General features: G+C 58.4%; 16 protein-coding genes. 11 read left to right on the top strand and 5 right to left on the bottom strand.

Annotated features, from left to right (window positions below; translation table 11 throughout):
* Position 1: 1 nt before the first annotated feature.
* Positions 2-1,072 carry an SDR family oxidoreductase gene (locus tag Q675_RS30085; RefSeq protein WP_023011400.1) on the bottom strand — a complete coding sequence of 357 codons (1,071 nt, stop codon included), beginning with the start codon at positions 1,070-1,072 and terminating at the stop codon, positions 2-4.
* Between the two features lie 79 nt (positions 1,073-1,151).
* On the opposite strand from Q675_RS30085, the gene Q675_RS30080 reads away from it, so the two are divergent.
* Both Q675_RS30080 and Q675_RS30075 read left to right on the top strand, forming a co-directional pair.
* Entirely contained in the window at positions 1,152-1,520 is a 369-nt protein-coding gene (locus Q675_RS30080) for a MerR family transcriptional regulator (RefSeq protein ID WP_014423070.1), read from the top strand.
* A gap of 94 nt (positions 1,521-1,614) precedes the next feature.
* Entirely contained in the window at positions 1,615-2,919 is a 1,305-nt protein-coding gene (locus Q675_RS30075) for a hypothetical protein (protein WP_023011399.1), read from the top strand.
* On the opposite strand, the gene Q675_RS30070 is transcribed toward Q675_RS30075, so the two are convergent.
* Positions 2,894-3,733 (bottom strand): TlpA disulfide reductase family protein, encoded by an 840-nt coding sequence (locus Q675_RS30070; protein WP_023011398.1) that lies wholly within the window; start codon positions 3,731-3,733, stop codon positions 2,894-2,896. The two genes, Q675_RS30075 and Q675_RS30070, sit on opposite strands and share 26 nt — an antisense overlap.
* Before the next feature lie 345 nt (positions 3,734-4,078).
* Here Q675_RS30070 and Q675_RS30065 point away from each other — a divergent pair, with 345 nt between their 5' ends.
* The gene (locus Q675_RS30065; RefSeq protein ID WP_023011397.1) at positions 4,079-5,416 is read left to right on the top strand and encodes a DEAD/DEAH box helicase; all 1,338 of its coding nucleotides are present in this window, start codon (positions 4,079-4,081) and stop codon (positions 5,414-5,416) included.
* Positions 5,417-5,517: 101 nt separating this feature from the next.
* Here Q675_RS30065 and Q675_RS30060 read toward each other — a convergent pair whose 3' ends face one another.
* Both Q675_RS30060 and Q675_RS30055 read right to left on the bottom strand, forming a co-directional pair.
* Positions 5,518-6,282 carry an OmpW/AlkL family protein gene (locus tag Q675_RS30060; protein ID WP_022991369.1) on the bottom strand — a complete coding sequence of 255 codons (765 nt, stop codon included), beginning with the start codon at positions 6,280-6,282 and terminating at the stop codon, positions 5,518-5,520.
* Positions 6,283-6,439: 157 nt separating this feature from the next.
* Complete coding sequence (locus Q675_RS30055; protein WP_023011396.1) at positions 6,440-6,910, bottom strand: winged helix-turn-helix transcriptional regulator; 471 nt, start codon at positions 6,908-6,910, stop codon at positions 6,440-6,442.
* A gap of 89 nt (positions 6,911-6,999) precedes the next feature.
* Between Q675_RS30055 and Q675_RS30050 the strand changes: the two genes are divergently transcribed.
* Both Q675_RS30050 and bamE read left to right on the top strand, forming a co-directional pair.
* Positions 7,000-8,112: an NADH:flavin oxidoreductase gene (locus Q675_RS30050; protein WP_011787225.1), complete on the top strand. Its 1,113-nt coding sequence runs from the start codon at positions 7,000-7,002 to the stop codon at positions 8,110-8,112.
* A gap of 150 nt (positions 8,113-8,262) precedes the next feature.
* The gene (gene bamE / locus Q675_RS30045) at positions 8,263-8,574 is read left to right on the top strand and encodes an outer membrane protein assembly factor BamE (protein ID WP_011787224.1); all 312 of its coding nucleotides are present in this window, start codon (positions 8,263-8,265) and stop codon (positions 8,572-8,574) included.
* Positions 8,575-8,598: 24 nt separating this feature from the next.
* On the opposite strand, the gene Q675_RS30040 is transcribed toward bamE, so the two are convergent.
* Positions 8,599-9,237: a TetR family transcriptional regulator gene (locus Q675_RS30040; RefSeq protein WP_011787223.1), complete on the bottom strand. Its 639-nt coding sequence runs from the start codon at positions 9,235-9,237 to the stop codon at positions 8,599-8,601.
* 169 nt (positions 9,238-9,406) lie between these two features.
* Between Q675_RS30040 and Q675_RS30035 the strand changes: the two genes are divergently transcribed.
* From Q675_RS30035 to Q675_RS30010, 6 genes are all read left to right on the top strand, one after another.
* Positions 9,407-10,990, top strand: a complete 1,584-nt coding sequence (locus Q675_RS30035; RefSeq protein WP_011787222.1) for a flavin-containing monooxygenase — start codon at positions 9,407-9,409, stop codon at positions 10,988-10,990.
* Between the two features lie 204 nt (positions 10,991-11,194).
* On the top strand, positions 11,195-12,337 hold the full coding sequence (locus tag Q675_RS30030) for a sterol desaturase family protein (protein WP_023011394.1): 1,143 nt from the start codon (positions 11,195-11,197) through the stop codon (positions 12,335-12,337).
* Positions 12,338-12,432: 95 nt separating this feature from the next.
* Entirely contained in the window at positions 12,433-13,431 is a 999-nt protein-coding gene (gene rluF / locus Q675_RS30025) for a 23S rRNA pseudouridine(2604) synthase RluF (RefSeq protein ID WP_023011393.1), read from the top strand.
* Positions 13,432-13,516: 85 nt separating this feature from the next.
* Entirely contained in the window at positions 13,517-14,149 is a 633-nt protein-coding gene (locus Q675_RS30020; protein ID WP_023011392.1) for a MarC family protein, read from the top strand.
* Between the two features lie 35 nt (positions 14,150-14,184).
* Positions 14,185-14,760 carry a gamma-glutamylcyclotransferase gene (locus Q675_RS30015; protein ID WP_023011391.1) on the top strand — a complete coding sequence of 192 codons (576 nt, stop codon included), beginning with the start codon at positions 14,185-14,187 and terminating at the stop codon, positions 14,758-14,760.
* A 521-nt stretch (positions 14,761-15,281) separates the two neighbouring features.
* Complete coding sequence (locus tag Q675_RS30010; protein WP_023011389.1) at positions 15,282-15,677, top strand: DUF4357 domain-containing protein; 396 nt, start codon at positions 15,282-15,284, stop codon at positions 15,675-15,677.
* The last annotated feature ends 147 nt before the right edge of the window (positions 15,678-15,824 follow it).

The following is a 15,824-nucleotide window of genomic DNA, read 5'->3' as shown; positions in this document are numbered from 1 at the left end:
GTCAGGCCCCGATCGTTACTGCTCCTCCGCCGACACCGAGACGTTGGCAGTAGTGTCGGCAGCTTGCCTCCAGGTACTCAGCGAATGGCGGTAATTGCACGTTCTGCTTCGCCAGAAACTGCTCTGTGCGGGAGGTGTCGAAACGGCAGGTCTGAATAAATGCCAGGGACTCCGGGGCCACCTTCAGCAGCCCGGGCAAGCCAGGTATGGCCAGCAGAGCTTTCATCACGCCGATAGGAAGATGCCTGCGCGGACCAGGCTTGCCCAGGAGTTGCGCCGCAGCCTGTAACAGCCCCGCCAGGTTGGGCGTGTTCTGGTCCAGCGCCAACAGCGTATCGGGTACGTGAGTGGCCGTGCAGGCCGCTGCAATTAGTTGCGCCAGGCTATCCACCGGAATCAATGGCAACCAGTGCTCTGGCGACCCCGGAATCATGGCCAGTCGCCCGTGGTAGAGGTTGTCGAGCAAGCTGTACAGCGGTTGGGCCGGGTCCAGGTCCCCCGTTGATCCGTGGCCCGCCACCGTCGCTGGCTGTACTTCGACCGCATTCAGCCCGTGCCTTGCCACGAATTCCCGCAAGCGGAATGCGGATTCCAGTTTGCTCGCCTCATAGCCACCGGCCCGCCGGTACACCTGGGTCCAGTCGGTCTGCTCCGGGTGACTCAGTTGAATGCCCTGGCGTGACAGGTGTGCCTCGTTGGCGAGCATGAACCCCGTAATAAACACCAGCCGGCAGTTCAGGTGGCGGGCCAGTTCCGCCACCCGAAGACTGCCGGTAACGTTGGTGTGACGGGCCTCGTGCTCGGGCAGGTTCCAGGCGAACCGGGCGGCCAGATGCACGATGCATTCGATGCCGTTCGGTAAGGTGACCAGCCCCAGATCCGGCTTTTCCAGATCGCCTTCCAGGGTGGAAAACCGCTCCATGGCGACGCCCTGCTGTTCGAGAAAGTCGGTGAGCTGGGTCAGGCTGGACTTGGAGCGGGTCAGTGCCTTCACGTCATGCCCCTGCTGCAACAGGGTGAGGCAAAGATATTTACCAATAAAACCGGTGGCGCCGGTGATCAGGATGGTCATGGTGCGTTCCTTGTTCATTGAGTCGAACGCAGCCTAAAGTATGGAGTATGCTCGAAGGTCAACAGGGAGAGTGCTTGGCATGAGGATATCGGAACTGGAACGGCGCACCGGGATAACCCGGGATACCCTGCGCTACTACGAAAAACAGGGGCTGATCCGGGAGGTGGGCCGCAGCGGAAACAACTATCGGGACTACCCGGAGCAGGCCGTCGCGCGTGTTGCGATGGTGCGGCAACTCAAGAGCCTGGGTTTTTCGCTGAACGAAATCCGTGAGTTGCTGGATGCGGTTCGCTCGGACCGGATTGATTGCCTGCAGGGTGCGGCGGTGATGGCCCGTAAGAGGACCCTGGTGGATGCCCGGATTCGTGAGCTGAAGGCCGTCAGTAAGTTGTTGAAGCAGGAGCAGGCCCGCCTGGAAGCCAGTGCCAGGGAGCACGGGCTGGTTTGATGGCCATCCTCATAATTGCTGATGGCGCGGTAAAAGTAGCTTCCTTAACATAGACGATCTATTCGGGTTCCTTTGATCTGTCCGGGAAACGGTCTTGCTGCCACTTCGCTCCGCGTTAGCCTACGTTGCCTTACTCTCTGCCATTCTGGCGAGCCTGCCGGGTATGACCTATCTGGGGGCTGCCGCCGCGGGTGCGACCGTCTTGCTGGGCTGGCAGGACATGCGCAATGTGCCCCGGGCGGTGTTTGTCGTGGCGCTGGTCATGCTGGTTTTCGCCCTGGGCTATGACCCGGAGCTGATTGAGACCGCTTCCGGTAACATGACCCGGCTGGCTGGCCTGATGCTGGCGGTGATGCTGCTGTCGAATGTGCTGGCCCGCACTGAGGACCTGCAGAAGATTTCCGTCAGTCTGTTTGGTGGTAAGCCGCTGGCCCGATACCTCAGCCTCGCGTTCGGCACCTCGCTGGTGTCTGTTCCCCTGAACTTTGGTTCGGTGGCGGTGGTGGGCAGCCTGGTGGGCGAGCGCATCCGTCGCAACGGCGATTCCGAATCTACCCGCAATGCCACCCGGGCTGTTTTGCGAGGGTTTGGCGTCGCCCCCATGTTTTCGCCTCTGTCCATTTCGGTGGTGCTGACCCTGACGCTGTTGCCGCAGGTGAGTCTGCTTTCGCTGTTGTTGCTGGCGGTACCGTTTTCCGTGGTGATGGTGCTGGCGGGGCTCCACTGGCGAGAACCGGAACCGTTGCAAAGCACAGAGCGGAGCGTTAACCGTGCTGGCGCGGGTAGCTGGTTGCGTTTTGGTGGGCTGATTCTGGCGATCTGCATGGGTGTACTCTGGCTCAGCCACCGGTTCGGATTGAGTTATGCCCATGCGGTGGCCTTGAGCTGTCTGGCAGCGGTGCTCTTGTACCGGATTCTGGGTTGGTTAAAGCGGGAGAATCCGCCTCTGGCCAGCATGGCCAATGTCAGCAATGAGCTGGCCATTGTTGGTGGTTCGGCGTTTATCGGGGCGGTGCTCAGTGGCGTGGTACTGGGCCAGATCAGCGGTCAGCCGGAATTACCGGTGTGGCTCTGGGCGCTGCTGGCGGCCGGTGTACCCTGGGTGTTTTTTGCTGCCGGACTGGCGGGTATGAACCCGATTATTATTGCTACCCTCATTGGCGGTATTCTGGGTTCGCTGTGGCCAGGCGCAGCTCAGCTTGGTCTGGCCATCGCCATGGTTACTGGCTGGGGGATTACCGCCTTCGGCACGCCCTTTGCGGCCAATGCGTTAATTATGGAACGGCTGACCGGATACCGGACAAGGGATGCCTCGTTTCGCTGGAGCCTGGCATTGTCGCTGTCGGGTCTTTGCGCCGCCAGTCTTCTGGGCTTCAGTCTGACTCTGTGGCTGGCCTGAGGTAAGCCGGGTTGAAGCGCTCGAGGCTTCGGGCCAGGCTGGCGCGGGACAGTTCGCCCATATGGGTATCCACGAGTTGGCCCTCGGCGTTGTAGAACAGGGTGGTGGGCAAGCCGTGGCTGCCGACTACCCGGCCAAACCGGTTCTGTCTGTCGCTCAGTACGTGGCTCAGGTTCAGATTCTGTGCCATCAGGAACTTGCGGATGGTTGCCGGATGTTCGCCCTGATTGGCGAACACAAAGTTCACGTTCGGGTAGCGTTGCTGGGCCTCTTCCAGCACAGGCATCTCGCGGATACATGGCGGGCACCAGGTGGCCCAGAGATTGACCACCGTGGGCTTGTCACCGGCCAGGCTGGCCAGGTCTACCGGGCGTTCGTTCAGATCGGTCAGGGCCACTTCCGGCAGGCCCCGGGTTTGCTGGTTGATCAGCGCAATAATGCCAGACATACCCCCCCAGATGATGAAGCCAGCCGCGACCGCCGAGCCCAGCGCCCGGCGTATGGCCGCCCGTTTCCACATCAGGTAACCGGTGAAGGCCAACGCAGCAAACAGGCCGGTCACCAGGTCGAACCCGCCGTCGCGGATGTCGATCATGCCCAGCCAGTCGCCCTGGTACTCGCTGAAGTAGCGCACCACAAAACCGATGCGGGCACTGACCATGGCCACCAGAAAGATATCGGCCAGGATACCGGCCACCGGCGTTTTCTCTTTCCGGCCGATCAGGCCGCCAACCACCAGGGCAACCACGAAGGCCAGAACGAGAAGCAGGTGTCCGATGGACAGGCTGAGGGGGCCGATGCCTACGCTGAGCATGGAATCTCCGGAAAGCGTGAGTTTTTAGTAGCATACGGCGGCTAATGACCGCCGGGCCCTGTCAGAGTTCCATTTATCACCCTGAAAATGAAAGCCGGCCAATAACACCACCTATAGCTATTTGCCGGGTGCTCTGTTACCGTGCCTGCATCCTGCCTCTAGGGATTCCGCAGTTTCCGGCTTAAAGCCGCCTTGCGAACCATTTCATACGACCTGTCAGAGGACGTCACCCCGAACCCGGCGAGTGACCGTAGTCGTCTTTTATTCCATGACTTTCATGGCATCTGCCCGCATTCGCCGACGACGGTGTTCGTGGAGGCAGAATCAATCAAGAGTACATCGTATATGAGTTTTTCTTCTCTCGGTTTGTCCGAGCAGCTGGTCCGTGCCACCGCCGATCAGGGTTATGAAACCCCGTCTCCCATCCAGCAGCAGGCGATTCCTGCGGTGCTGTCTGGCAAAGATGTAATGGCCGCGGCCCAGACCGGCACCGGTAAAACCGCTGGTTTTACCCTGCCTTTGTTGCAGCGCCTGGCGGAAAATCCCCGCACTGGCAAAGGCCCCCGCGCCCTGATTCTCACACCCACCCGTGAGCTGGCCGCCCAGGTACACGATAGCGTGAACCTTTACAGCAAATACGTACCCACCAAGGCCGCTGTGGTTTTTGGTGGTGTAAAGATCAACCCGCAGATGATGAAGCTGCGCAAGGGCCTGGACGTACTGGTGGCCACACCGGGCCGTTTGATGGACCTGTACCAGCAGAACGCGGTGCGCTTCAACGAAGTGGAAATCCTGGTGCTGGACGAAGCCGACCGCATGCTCGACATGGGCTTTATCCGCGATATTCGCAAGATCCTGGCGTTGCTGCCGGCCAAGCGCCAGAACCTGCTGTTCTCCGCCACCTTCTCCAACGAAATCCGTACCCTGGCCCAGGGCCTGCTGGATAACCCGGTGCAGGTGGAAGTGGCGGCCCGTAACACCACCGCCGAGAAAGTGAAGCAGTCCGTTTACCCGGTTGACCAGAGCCAGAAGACAGCCTTGCTGAGCAAGCTGGTGCGTGACAACGACTGGGATCAGGTACTGGTTTTCACCCGTACCAAGCACGGCGCCAACCGCCTGACCCAGAAGCTGGAGAAAGACGGTATCACGGCTGCCGCCATTCACGGCAACAAGTCCCAGGGTGCCCGTACCCGTGCCCTGGCGGATTTCAAAGCCGGTGAAGTGCGCGTACTGGTCGCCACCGACATTGCTGCCCGTGGTCTGGATATCAAACAGCTGCCGCAAGTGGTGAACTTTGAACTGCCGAACGTGCCGGAAGATTACGTGCACCGCATTGGTCGTACCGGCCGAGCCGGTGAAAGTGGCCATGCCCTGTCACTGGTCAGTGCTGACGAAGGCAAGCTGCTGGCGGGTATCGAGAAGCTGATCAAGAAGCAGCTGCCGCGCAAGGAAGTGGAAGGCTTTGAGCCGAAAAACAACCTGCCGCTGAAGCCCAAGGCCAAAGCAGACCCGAGTAAGGCGCGGAATCGTCGCCCTCAGGGTGGCAATGGTAAGAACTTTGGCCCGAAGCCGGCTGGTCGTAGCGGCGGTCGTGGCCGTGGTGGTCAGGGCGAAGGACAAGGCCGTGGCCGTGGCCAGGGGCAGGGTAGAAGTGGTCGCCCGGCTCAACGCCAGAGCGCCTGAAAACCGTTTCTCCTGACATAAAAAAGGCGGGGCCGAAGCCCCGCGCAGGAGAACGCACCATCCGGTAGCCGACAGACCGTGGGAGCTACCGGGAGTGCGGATCAGAACTTGTAGGTGAAACCTACCATGTAGACCATGGGGTCGATTTCGACTTCAGTTTCTACTTCAGCTGCTTTCACATCACCAGCGTAGGCGGTAATGGTTGCGTCGGTGTTGATGTCAGCCCACCAGATAGCAGCGTTCAGACCGAAATTTTCACTCAGCATATAGTCCATGCCCAGCTCCACAGCGACGCCAACACTGTCGTCGAGTTCGAGCTCAGAGCTTGACACCGCGCCCGCCAGAGCACCGCCAGACAGACTGCCCGCCACGGAGTTCAGAACCGTGTCCAGAGTGTCGTTGGTTTTTTCTTCGAAGAAAGTGGTGTAGTTCACACCCACGCCCGCGTACGGCTGGAACTTGGAGCTGCTGTGCATTGGGAAGTACTGCAGTGTCAGTGTTGGCGGCAGGTGCTTGGTTTCACCCAGCTTGCCGAAGCCAGACAGATCGCCTTTACCTTCAATGTTGTGCTTGAACGGGGTGGCACCCAGAACGCCAATACCCAGGTTGCTGGTGACCATGTAGGTCGCCCTAATGCCCAGCTGGGAGTTACCATCAACACCTACTTCTGTGCCATCCAGAGTGACGTTGGCACCGTCGATCGGGCCGACAAAACCAGTTACGTTCAGGGCATCGCTGGAGTCATCCGGCGCGACATGAACCGCACCCGCACGCAGAACAAAATCACCCGCTTCAAAAGCCTGAGCTGCAGGAGCCACTGCCATTACGGCCGCAGCCAGAACACTGAGTTTAAAACCACGAGACATAGCCATCTCCTTATCCATGAAAGATCGATGGCTTAAATGTAATGACATCCGGACAGGCAATCTTGATTTAGCGCAAGAAATGGCGGAAGGCAGCGCAGCTGGCCAATAAGTCTTGATTCAACTCAAGAAAACGTGGAAATGCGGCTATTGCGGATGGTCAGGCCTGGGCTTCGTCGAGGGGCTTGTCTTCATCGCTGGGCACAAACACGTCCCGAATGGACAGGGGCTGACCCTGGGTATTCTGCACGGTGACCGGCTGTATTGGCTGGCCGCTATCGCGGTCCCGGAGGTCCAGGGGCTGGCCGTCCGGAGACGGGTTCCACTTGTCGCCCCACTGGCGCAGAGCCACCACCACCGGAAACAGGTCGCGGCCTTTCTCCGTGAGCCGGTACTCAAAGCGTGAGCCGTGCTCGCCAACATCCACTTTGCGCAAGACCTCGTTGTCGACCAGTTTGGCCAGTCGGTCGCACAGAATGTTCTTGGCAATCCCCAGTTGCTGCTGAAAATCCACAAATCGGCGGGTGCCGTACATGGCGTGCAGCACAATCAGCAGTGACCACCAGTCCCCCACTTCATTCAGGGCGCGGGCGACGGAGCAGTTGGAGTCATCAAAACGTTTTCTGGCCATGTGGGGGAGTGTACCGAATAGGGTTGCATTTTGAAACCGGATTTAATAGGGTTGCTTTACGAAACCAAATTGATGAGGTTGCACATCACATGAGTATGAATCTTGGTCCTTTGTTCGAGCCGTTTGAACTTCATAACCTCAAGCTGCGCAACCGCGTAGCCATGGCGCCGATGACCCGCAATTTCTCGCCTAAGGGTGTACCCGGTCAGGATGTGGTGGACTACTATCGCCGCCGCGCCGAGGCCGGTGTTGGCCTGATCATTACCGAAGGCACTGTCGTGAACCACGCGGCTGCCAACGGTTACCCGAACGTACCGGCCTTCTATGGCGACGAAGCCCTGGCGGGCTGGAAGAAAGTGGTGGATGCCGTGCACGAAGCCGGCGGCGCCATTTTCCCGCAACTGTGGCACGTGGGCGCGGTACGCAAGGAAGGTATCGAGCCGGATCCCTCTGTTCCCGGTTACAGCCCTTCAGGCCTGTTTGCCCCGGGCAAGCCCAACGGCAAGGCCATGACCAAGGAAGATATCCAGGACGTTATCAAGGCCTTCGGCGATGCCGCCCAGGACGCCAAGGCCCTGGGCTTTGACGGTGTGGAAATCCACGGTGCACACGGCTACCTGCTGGATCAATTCCTGTGGGAAGGCACCAACCAGCGCGACGATGAATACGGCGGCAGCCTGGAAAACCGCCTGCGCTTTGTGGTGGAAATCGTCGAGGAAGTGCGCCACCGCGTGGGCCCGGATTACCCGATCATGCTGCGTTTCTCTCAGTGGAAGCAGCAGGACTACGAAGCGAAACTGGTGAACAGCCCCGAAGAACTTGAGCGCTTCCTGAAGCCTCTGGTGGAGGCTGGTGTAGACATCTTTCATGCTTCCACCCGCCGTTTCTGGGAACCGGAATTCGAAGGCTCCAACCTGAACCTGGCCGGCTGGACCCAGAAAATCACCGGCAAGCCGACCATGTCGGTTGGCAGCGTGGGCCTGACGGAAGATTTCATCAGCGGCACCTTCGCCAGCAAGAAAGAGGCGGTGGAGCAGTCTGGCATTGACGAGCTGGTTGAGCGCATGAACAACGGTGAATTCGATCTGATCGCCGTTGGCCGCGCCCTGCTTCAGGACCCTGAATGGCTGGTGAAAGTGAAAGAAGGCCGCCTGAACGAAGTGGAAGCCTTCGCCAAGAAGTCCCTGGCAAAACTCTACTGATCGAACCTACCCCTTCGATCGTGCCTGCCGCGCGCCTTCGGGCCCGCGGCTTTTTTATGTCTGAAATCTGTCCGGTTCGTAATCGCAGCAATCGGCAGAAACGCTATGCTGTAGGCAGATTGTTGCTATTCATCAGACAAGGAGTTGGATATGGCTTTGATGCGTCATCTCAAACTGGCTGGGCTGGCTGCGGTATTGATCACCCTGGTGGGTTGCGCCACTGTCGGCCGGGATTTTGCCACTCACAATGTCGACCAGATAACGATCGGTGAGACGACCCGCGCCGAGATACAGGAGATGTTCGGTGAGCCCTGGCGCACCGGTATTGAAGACGGCAAGCGCACCTGGACTTACGGCAAGTATCGCTGGTCCGCCTTTGGTGATGATGAAACCACGGATCTGGTGGTCCGTTTCAATAACGACGGCACGGTATCCTCTTACGTATACAACACCACCGAATAAAAGCTCCCGGGCGCCGGCCTGACCTCAGTCAGCGGCCGGCGCCTGTTTCAGCGCCAGAATCTGCCCGGAATCCAGTTCCTCGATTAATGCCCCCCGGAACTGCCGGTTGATGAACCGCTCCGTTTCCAGCTGAATCCGCTCCCGCTGCTCCGGCTTCTCGATATAGTCCATGGCCCGGAACAGAATGTAGCGGATGGTCATGTTGGAAATCTCTTGTACCACCACCTCGTCGACACCGGGCACCAGCCCGCGCTCCAGAATATCCTCGGCCATCTCCCGTGCGCTGGCGTCCAGTTGTGCCTCCAGCGCCCGGCGTAACACGGGCGACGGGCCGTGCAGTTCCCTGACCGCCACCGTGGTTGCCGCCGGGTTGGCCAGGAAGTAGTGGTACACAAAGGTGACGGTGTCGTGGGAGGCCTGTTCCGAGGAATCCGCCATCTGCCGCAGCTGCCGTACACCGGCTTTCATGTCCTCGGCGATATACCCCAGTACCTGCAAACCGAATTCGTCCAGATTGCGGAAGTGCCGGTAAAAGGTATTCGGGTTCAACCCCGCCTCCCGGGCCAGTTCCCGTAGGCCCAGTGAGGTCAGGCTGCGGCTTTGGGTAATCAGCCTCAGTGCGGCCTGAACCAGTTTCAGTTTTCCGCCGGCAAGTCGTTGCATCGAGTCGTGTTTCCTTTGGGCATTGGGCCAACAACCTGTCACTCAGGGCCATTCCTGTGCGCGCGGGTATACAGGTGTCTACTTTGACCGGTATACATGTGTCTACCGGTCATGATGACCACACCGACAACAACAGGCAAGGCCCTTCAGGCCACACAGGAGTGCAGCAATGAAACAAACCGCCAAGATCGCCATTATCGGCACCGGTTTTTCCGGCCTGGGCATGGCCATCAAGTTGAAAGAGGCCGGTTTTGACGACTTTGTGATTCTGGAGCAGAGCGACAACGTCGGCGGCACCTGGCACGACAACCACTACCCGGGCTGCGCCTGCGATGTTCAATCTGCCCTGTATTCCTTCTCCTTTGAGCAGAATCCGAACTGGACCCGCATGTTTGCTCCCCAGCCGGAGATTCAGGCGTACCTGCGGCATTGCGCCGAGAAATACGGTTTGATGGAACACATTCGTTTTAACACCCACGTGGCTGGTGCCCGTTGGGATGAGGCCAACTCGGGCTGGGTGGTGGAAACCTGCAACAGTGCAAAGCTCTGGGACTACATGGAAAAGAAAGGTCTGAAGCCCGGGGATGAGCTGGACCGCAGCGACAAGGCCCTGCCGCCAATCCGCAAGCTGCGAAGCGAGATCCTGGTGTCCGGCATGGGCGGCCTGAGCACCCCCGCGTATCCGGAGATCAAGGGCATAGACACGTTCACAGGGGCCAGTTTCCATTCCCAGAACTGGGACCATGACTACGATTTTCGTGGCAAGCGGGTGGCGGTTATCGGCACTGGTGCTTCGGCCATCCAGTTCGTGCCGGAAATCGCCAAAGAGGCCGCCCATCTGGACCTTTACCAGCGTACGCCGCCCTGGATCATGCCCAAGCCTGACCGGGAAATCCGGCCATTGGAACGGGCCATGTTCCGTCGGTTCCCGCAAACCCTGAATGCGTTCCGCCAGAGCATTTACTGGATGCTGGAAGCCCGGGTGCTTGGCTTCGTGGGTAACCCGCGCATTCTGAAAGTCGGTGAGTTACAGGCCCGTCGACACATCCGCAACCAGATCAAGGACAAGGAACTGCGCAAGAAAGTGACGCCGGATTTCCATTTCGGCTGCAAGCGGGTGCTGATCTCCAACAACTACTACCCGGCCCTGGACCAGGAGCACGTGGACGTACTGACGGAGGGCGTTCGCGAAGTGAAAGGTAACACCATCATCGACAACAATGGCACCGAGCGCCCGGTGGATTGTATTGTCTATGGCACCGGCTTCAAGGCCCAGGAACCCATTCCCCGGGGCATGATCTTCGGCCGTGGGGGCCAGGATCTGCTCGACGCCTGGCGTGAGGGCGCGGAAGCCTACAAAGGCACCACCGTGGCCGGCTTTCCAAACTTCTTCATGCTGATGGGTCCCAACACCGGCCTGGGCCACAGCTCCATGGTGTACATGATCGAGTCCCAGGTGCAGTACGTGCTGGATGCCATCAAGAAGATGGACCACAGAGGCTGGAAGAGCGTGGAAGTGAAAGAGGATGCCTACAGCCAGTACAACGCCTCTATACACGCCAAACTGGGCGACTCCGTATGGCAGACCGGTTGCAAGAGCTGGTATGTGAACGAGAACGGCAAGAACACCACCTTGTGGCCGGGCTTCACCTGGCAGTTCCGACAGCAGACCCGGCGGTTTGATGCCGAGCAGTATGTGTGTGAATCGGCGGAGGTTATGGAGCCGGGTGCGGAGCCGGCGTTGGCTGGTTAAAACGGTAGATAATTATAGCGCCCGAGTCAGGATGCTTCGGGCGCTATGAGGTTGATGTAAGCCACACCGCCCCAACGAGTGGTTGGTAGTTTTCGCGTTCCTGAAATACCATATGCACCCCGATCCACTGGAACACGGATCATGAACTGGCGCCCTTGGTTATTCGGCGCTTGTTGCTAAGCCTGAAATTTCAGCAGGGAACGCATGAATACGGAACAGGATACCGATTACCAGTACCGCGAGCGGGTGGTAGTGCCCCGCCCGGAAAAAGAACTTCGCTTTCGGAATGGACGAATCCCCGGGTATTTTTCGATATTTCTCGGTGGCTTGAGCCTGGCGGCGGTGCTCGCCTACCTGTTCCCTTCCTATCTGACCACCACTGATCTTCGTGCCGCGTATGATGCCGAGGCGCTTCAGGATGTCCTGAAGTACGGTATGTGGTTCTCCCTGTTTTTCGGCATTACCACCTTCATTCTTGATCGGCGCAAACGGCTTGGCGCTGCAGGTATTGCCATGACGCTGATCGCGTTTGGCCTGGGTGGCTACAACGTCCCGGTCGGGCCGGTGGAGCCGAAACCGCTGTCGCTCGGCGTGGACTGGCTGATTCTGGCCTTTCTGGGTTCCACCATTGTCTTTACCAGCCTGGAGAAGCTCTTTCCGAAGTATCGGGAGCAGGTCATTTTACGGGATCAGTGGGGGCTGGATTTCTTTTACTTCTGCCTGAATCACCTGCTGATCTCAGCGGTTCTGTTGTTTGGCAACTTCCTGGTAACGCACTTTGAATGGGTGGCCAGCGACAGTCTTCAGGCGGCTATCCAGAGCATGCCGCTATGGCTGCAGGTGGTTCTGCTGATTCTGGTGGCCGACTTCGTGCTGTATTGGGAGCATCGGGTATTCCATGAAGTCCGGCGGCTGTGGCTGTTTCATGCGGTTCACCATTCGGTGGAAACCATGGACTGGCTGGCGGGCTCCCGCGCGCATGTGGTTCAGATTTTTATTGAGCGGGGGTTGGTCATGCTGGCGTTGTATCTGCTCGGAGCCAGCAAGGAAGCGCTGGATATCTACGTCACGTTTGCCGCGCTGCAGGCCATCATTATCCACAGCAATCTCAATGTGCCCTGGGGGCCGCTCAAATATCTGTTGGTAACGCCTCAATTCCACCACTGGCACCATAGTTCAGAGAAGCCGGCCATCGATACCAATTACTCGGCACACACGGTGCTCTTTGACCGGCTGTTCGGCACCTATCATTTCCCGAAAGCGCACTGGCCAGCGGAGTATGGCACGACCCAGAAACTGCCGGGTTCCTATCTGGGGCAGCTGTTCTACCCGTTCCGCAGGCGGTGACCGGCAGTTGCCGTCACGGTGATGCAATGGGATGATGCGCGGGTTGCGTGCTGCCCGGCACGCATTCAACCATCATCTGAAACCGGCAGGATGTCATGGCCAACCGAACCTCAACCCGACTGAACAAATACATCAGCGAGAGCGGCATGTGCTCCCGTCGGGATGCCGACCGGTACATTGAGCAGGGCAACGTGCACATCAACGGCCGCCGGGCCCAGGTGGGCGATCAGGTATTGCCCGGAGATGTGGTTAAGGTCAACGGTCAGGTGGTGGAGCCGAGAGACGAAGAAGATCTGGTGTTCATCGCCCTGAACAAACCGGTGGGTATTGTCAGCACCACCGACAGCGCGGAGAAAGACAACATCCAGCGTTTTGTCGGCCACAGTGAACGGATTTTCCCCATTGGCCGGCTCGACAAGGATTCCCAGGGGCTGATTTTCCTGACCAGCAATGGCGATCTGGTGAACAAGATCCTGCGCGCCGGCAATAATCACGAGAAGGAATACCTGGTCACGGTCGACAAGCCCGTCACCCGGGAATTCGTAGAGGGAATGAGTAGCGGTGTGCCGATTCTGGGGACCATGACCAAGCGCTGCAAGGTCGAAAAGGTGTCCCGGTTTGTGTTCCGCATTACTCTGGTTCAGGGCCTGAATCGCCAGATTCGCCGTATGGCGGAGTACTTTGGCTACGAGGTGACCAGGCTGGAGCGAGTGCGCATCATGAACGTCAGTCTGCAGGGGTTGCCGGTGGGCGCCTGGCGGGATCTGACGGAGAAGGAACTGGCGGTACTGTTCGATGCCATCCGGGATTCCTCGTCCGAGGCCACGGAACCTGCTGGCAGCAAGCCCCGGAAGAAGCCGGCGGGTGCGAGGGGCGCTCGCCCGGGGCCCGGTGGCAAGCCTGCGCGGGGTGGTGCAAAAGCTGGCGGGAAGCCACCAGCTGGTAAAGGGCGAAAAGGCACCGGTTCCGGGCCCGGAAAACGGCCATCTGGTAAACCCGGCGGCGGCCCGAAGCCGGGTGGTCGTGGTCCGGGATCCAAAGGTAAGCCATCGAAACCGGGCAAGCCCCGCAAGCCGTCCATCAAGAAGCGTTGAGTACCCATAGGTTCTCTTCCTTACGGCAAAAAAGCCTTTCGGACGCTATGCTTACCGGCTTTAACCCTGTGCCGGATTTGCCCGAATGTTTGAAATGTTTTTCTCTACCTATCTCAGCAGCACCATCCGATTCCTGTTCCTGCTGGCGCCGTTTTTCGTGGTCACCATGTTTCTGGCCCTCACCCGGGGGCTCCCGATAGCGGAGAAAACCTCCATCATTCGTCGGGCCTGTGTCTCGGCCTTTATTCTGGGTGTGATTCTGTTTTTCGCCGGCCCGCTGCTGTTCAACGCCATTGGCATCACCTTGAATTCCTTCCGCATCGGTGCCGGCAGCCTGCTGTTCCTCACCGCCATCAGTCTGGTGAACAGTGGCACCCGTAACCACGCCACCGGGTTGCCTGAAGAGGATCGGGATGACATTGCGGTCGTGCCGCTGGCCATTCCGGTCATGATTGGTCCGGCGACCATTGGTGCCATCATGGTTTACGGTGCCGAGCTCAAAGCGGTGCCGGAAGTGGCCGGTGGTCTGCTGGGCCTGGTATCGGGTTTGCTGATTCTGGCGGGATTGCTGCGCTTGTCCGGTTATCTTGAGAAAGCGTTGGGCAAGACCGGCCTGAACATTATGTCGAAGATCAGCGGCCTGATTCTTTCCGCGATGGCGGCAGAAATCGTGCTGACCGGTATTGCCGGCTTCATTGCCAGTACCTCGGGCGCCTGAGACAATCCGGTCGTTATTTCTGGATGGGATGAGTCATGCCCGCGAACACCATTGAGCATAATCGCAGCCGGTTCAATTTTGATGGCATCGAGGCCATCTGGCTCTTCGGCTATGGCTCGCTGATCTACAAAGTGGATTTCCCCTTCCTGGAGCAGCGCCCGGCAGCCATTCGCGGTTGGGCTCGTCGGTTCTGGCAGGGTTCTCATGATCACCGTGGCACCCCCGAAGCGCCCGGGCGGGTGGTCACGCTGATTGAGCAGCCCGATGCCGTATGCAAGGGCGTAGCCTATCGGGTGTCACCCAACGTCTTCGAGTATCTGGATGTGCGGGAAAAGAACGGCTATCTGCGCTTCAGTACCACCATGACCTTTGACGATGGCAGTCATGCCGAGGGGTTGGTGTACATCGCTACGGAAGACAATGAGGCCTTTCTAGGCGAGGCACCGGAAGCAGATATTGCGCGGCAGATTGCCCTCGCCACGGGGCCTAGCGGCCCCAATTCGGAGTATTTGCTCAGGCTGGCGGATTCGCTGCGTCAGCTGGGTGATGATTGTTCACACACCTTTGCCATCGAGGCCTGTCTGCGGGCTGACGAATTGCCAACCCCTTGAGTTGTTGCCTGCTCGGCCGGGTTGAATCCCCGGGCGAGTGACCGCTTCCGGTGCCGCAGGCCAATCAGTACCAGCGGTACGTTAACCGCTTTTGATAATGTCTTTTCCGCACTGAAAGCATGGCATGTTCACAAAAGGATCGGCCGCGAATCCTCGGTTGCCCCTTCGCCCATATAAGTACATTGACCGTCACGAGATCACGAACGCGCTGAGTCTTGCAATTCAGGGCCTCGGTGACCTGTTCGACTCTCAGTTCGCTTTTGGCGTTTTGGAAAAGCCGAGCAGTTAGCCATTTTCCGAACTTGTGCCGTTGGATAAATACGCTTTTGATCCCGTTGGCTTTCGAGAATCCCGGATTTTTTTGACAATGAGCGGCCCTGAAAAGGGGGCGGGGTCACGTATGCGCGCACGGTCGTGGCGTCATAAATAAAAAGATCCTCCCATAAACTCAAAACTTGCTTGCTATAAACGCTATAAGAGCTACTATTTAATCTATAGTCGCTTAATAGAGAGGCTGAGTCATGGCAACTATCGAAGTTGATTTTGAAGTCTTCAAAGAGCTAACGGTTCGCCGAGAGTCTGAATCGATGACCGAAAATGACGTAATTCGGCTGCTCCTTGGGCTTGACGATCAAGCATCGAAGCCTACAGCAGGTAACGAAATGACAGGCGGAAACCCATGGGTATGTAAGGGTGTTGCCTTTCCTCATGGGACCGAATTTCGCGCAACTTATAAGGGTCAGATGTATACCGGGCTTGTAGCCAAGGGTGCTCTTGTAGTTCAGGGCAAGCGGTTTACTTCACCATCGTCTGCTGCCGTTTCAATCACGGGCAATCCTGTGAATGGCTGGAGGTTTTGGGAGTGTTTGCTTCCAGGGGAGAAGCACTGGAAGGTTATTGCAGAGCTGCGGAACTAAACATGCCTAGCCAAGCGCGTGATCAGGATGGAGCAAAGGGCCATCCATTTACTCAGCGTTTTACGGTGCGAAAGATTGGAGCAAGTCATGAAATCTGATGGTGTATCGGCTGCATTCTCTTTAATACTAGGGAAGGTCTGAATAACT

Origin of the sequence: Marinobacter sp. EN3 (genome assembly GCF_000475315.1) — a bacterium.
Classification (GTDB): Bacteria; Pseudomonadota; Gammaproteobacteria; order Pseudomonadales; family Oleiphilaceae; genus Marinobacter; species Marinobacter nauticus.
The sequence above is the reverse complement of the archived record's forward strand: the minus strand, read 5'-3'. Positions and strand labels throughout refer to the sequence as shown.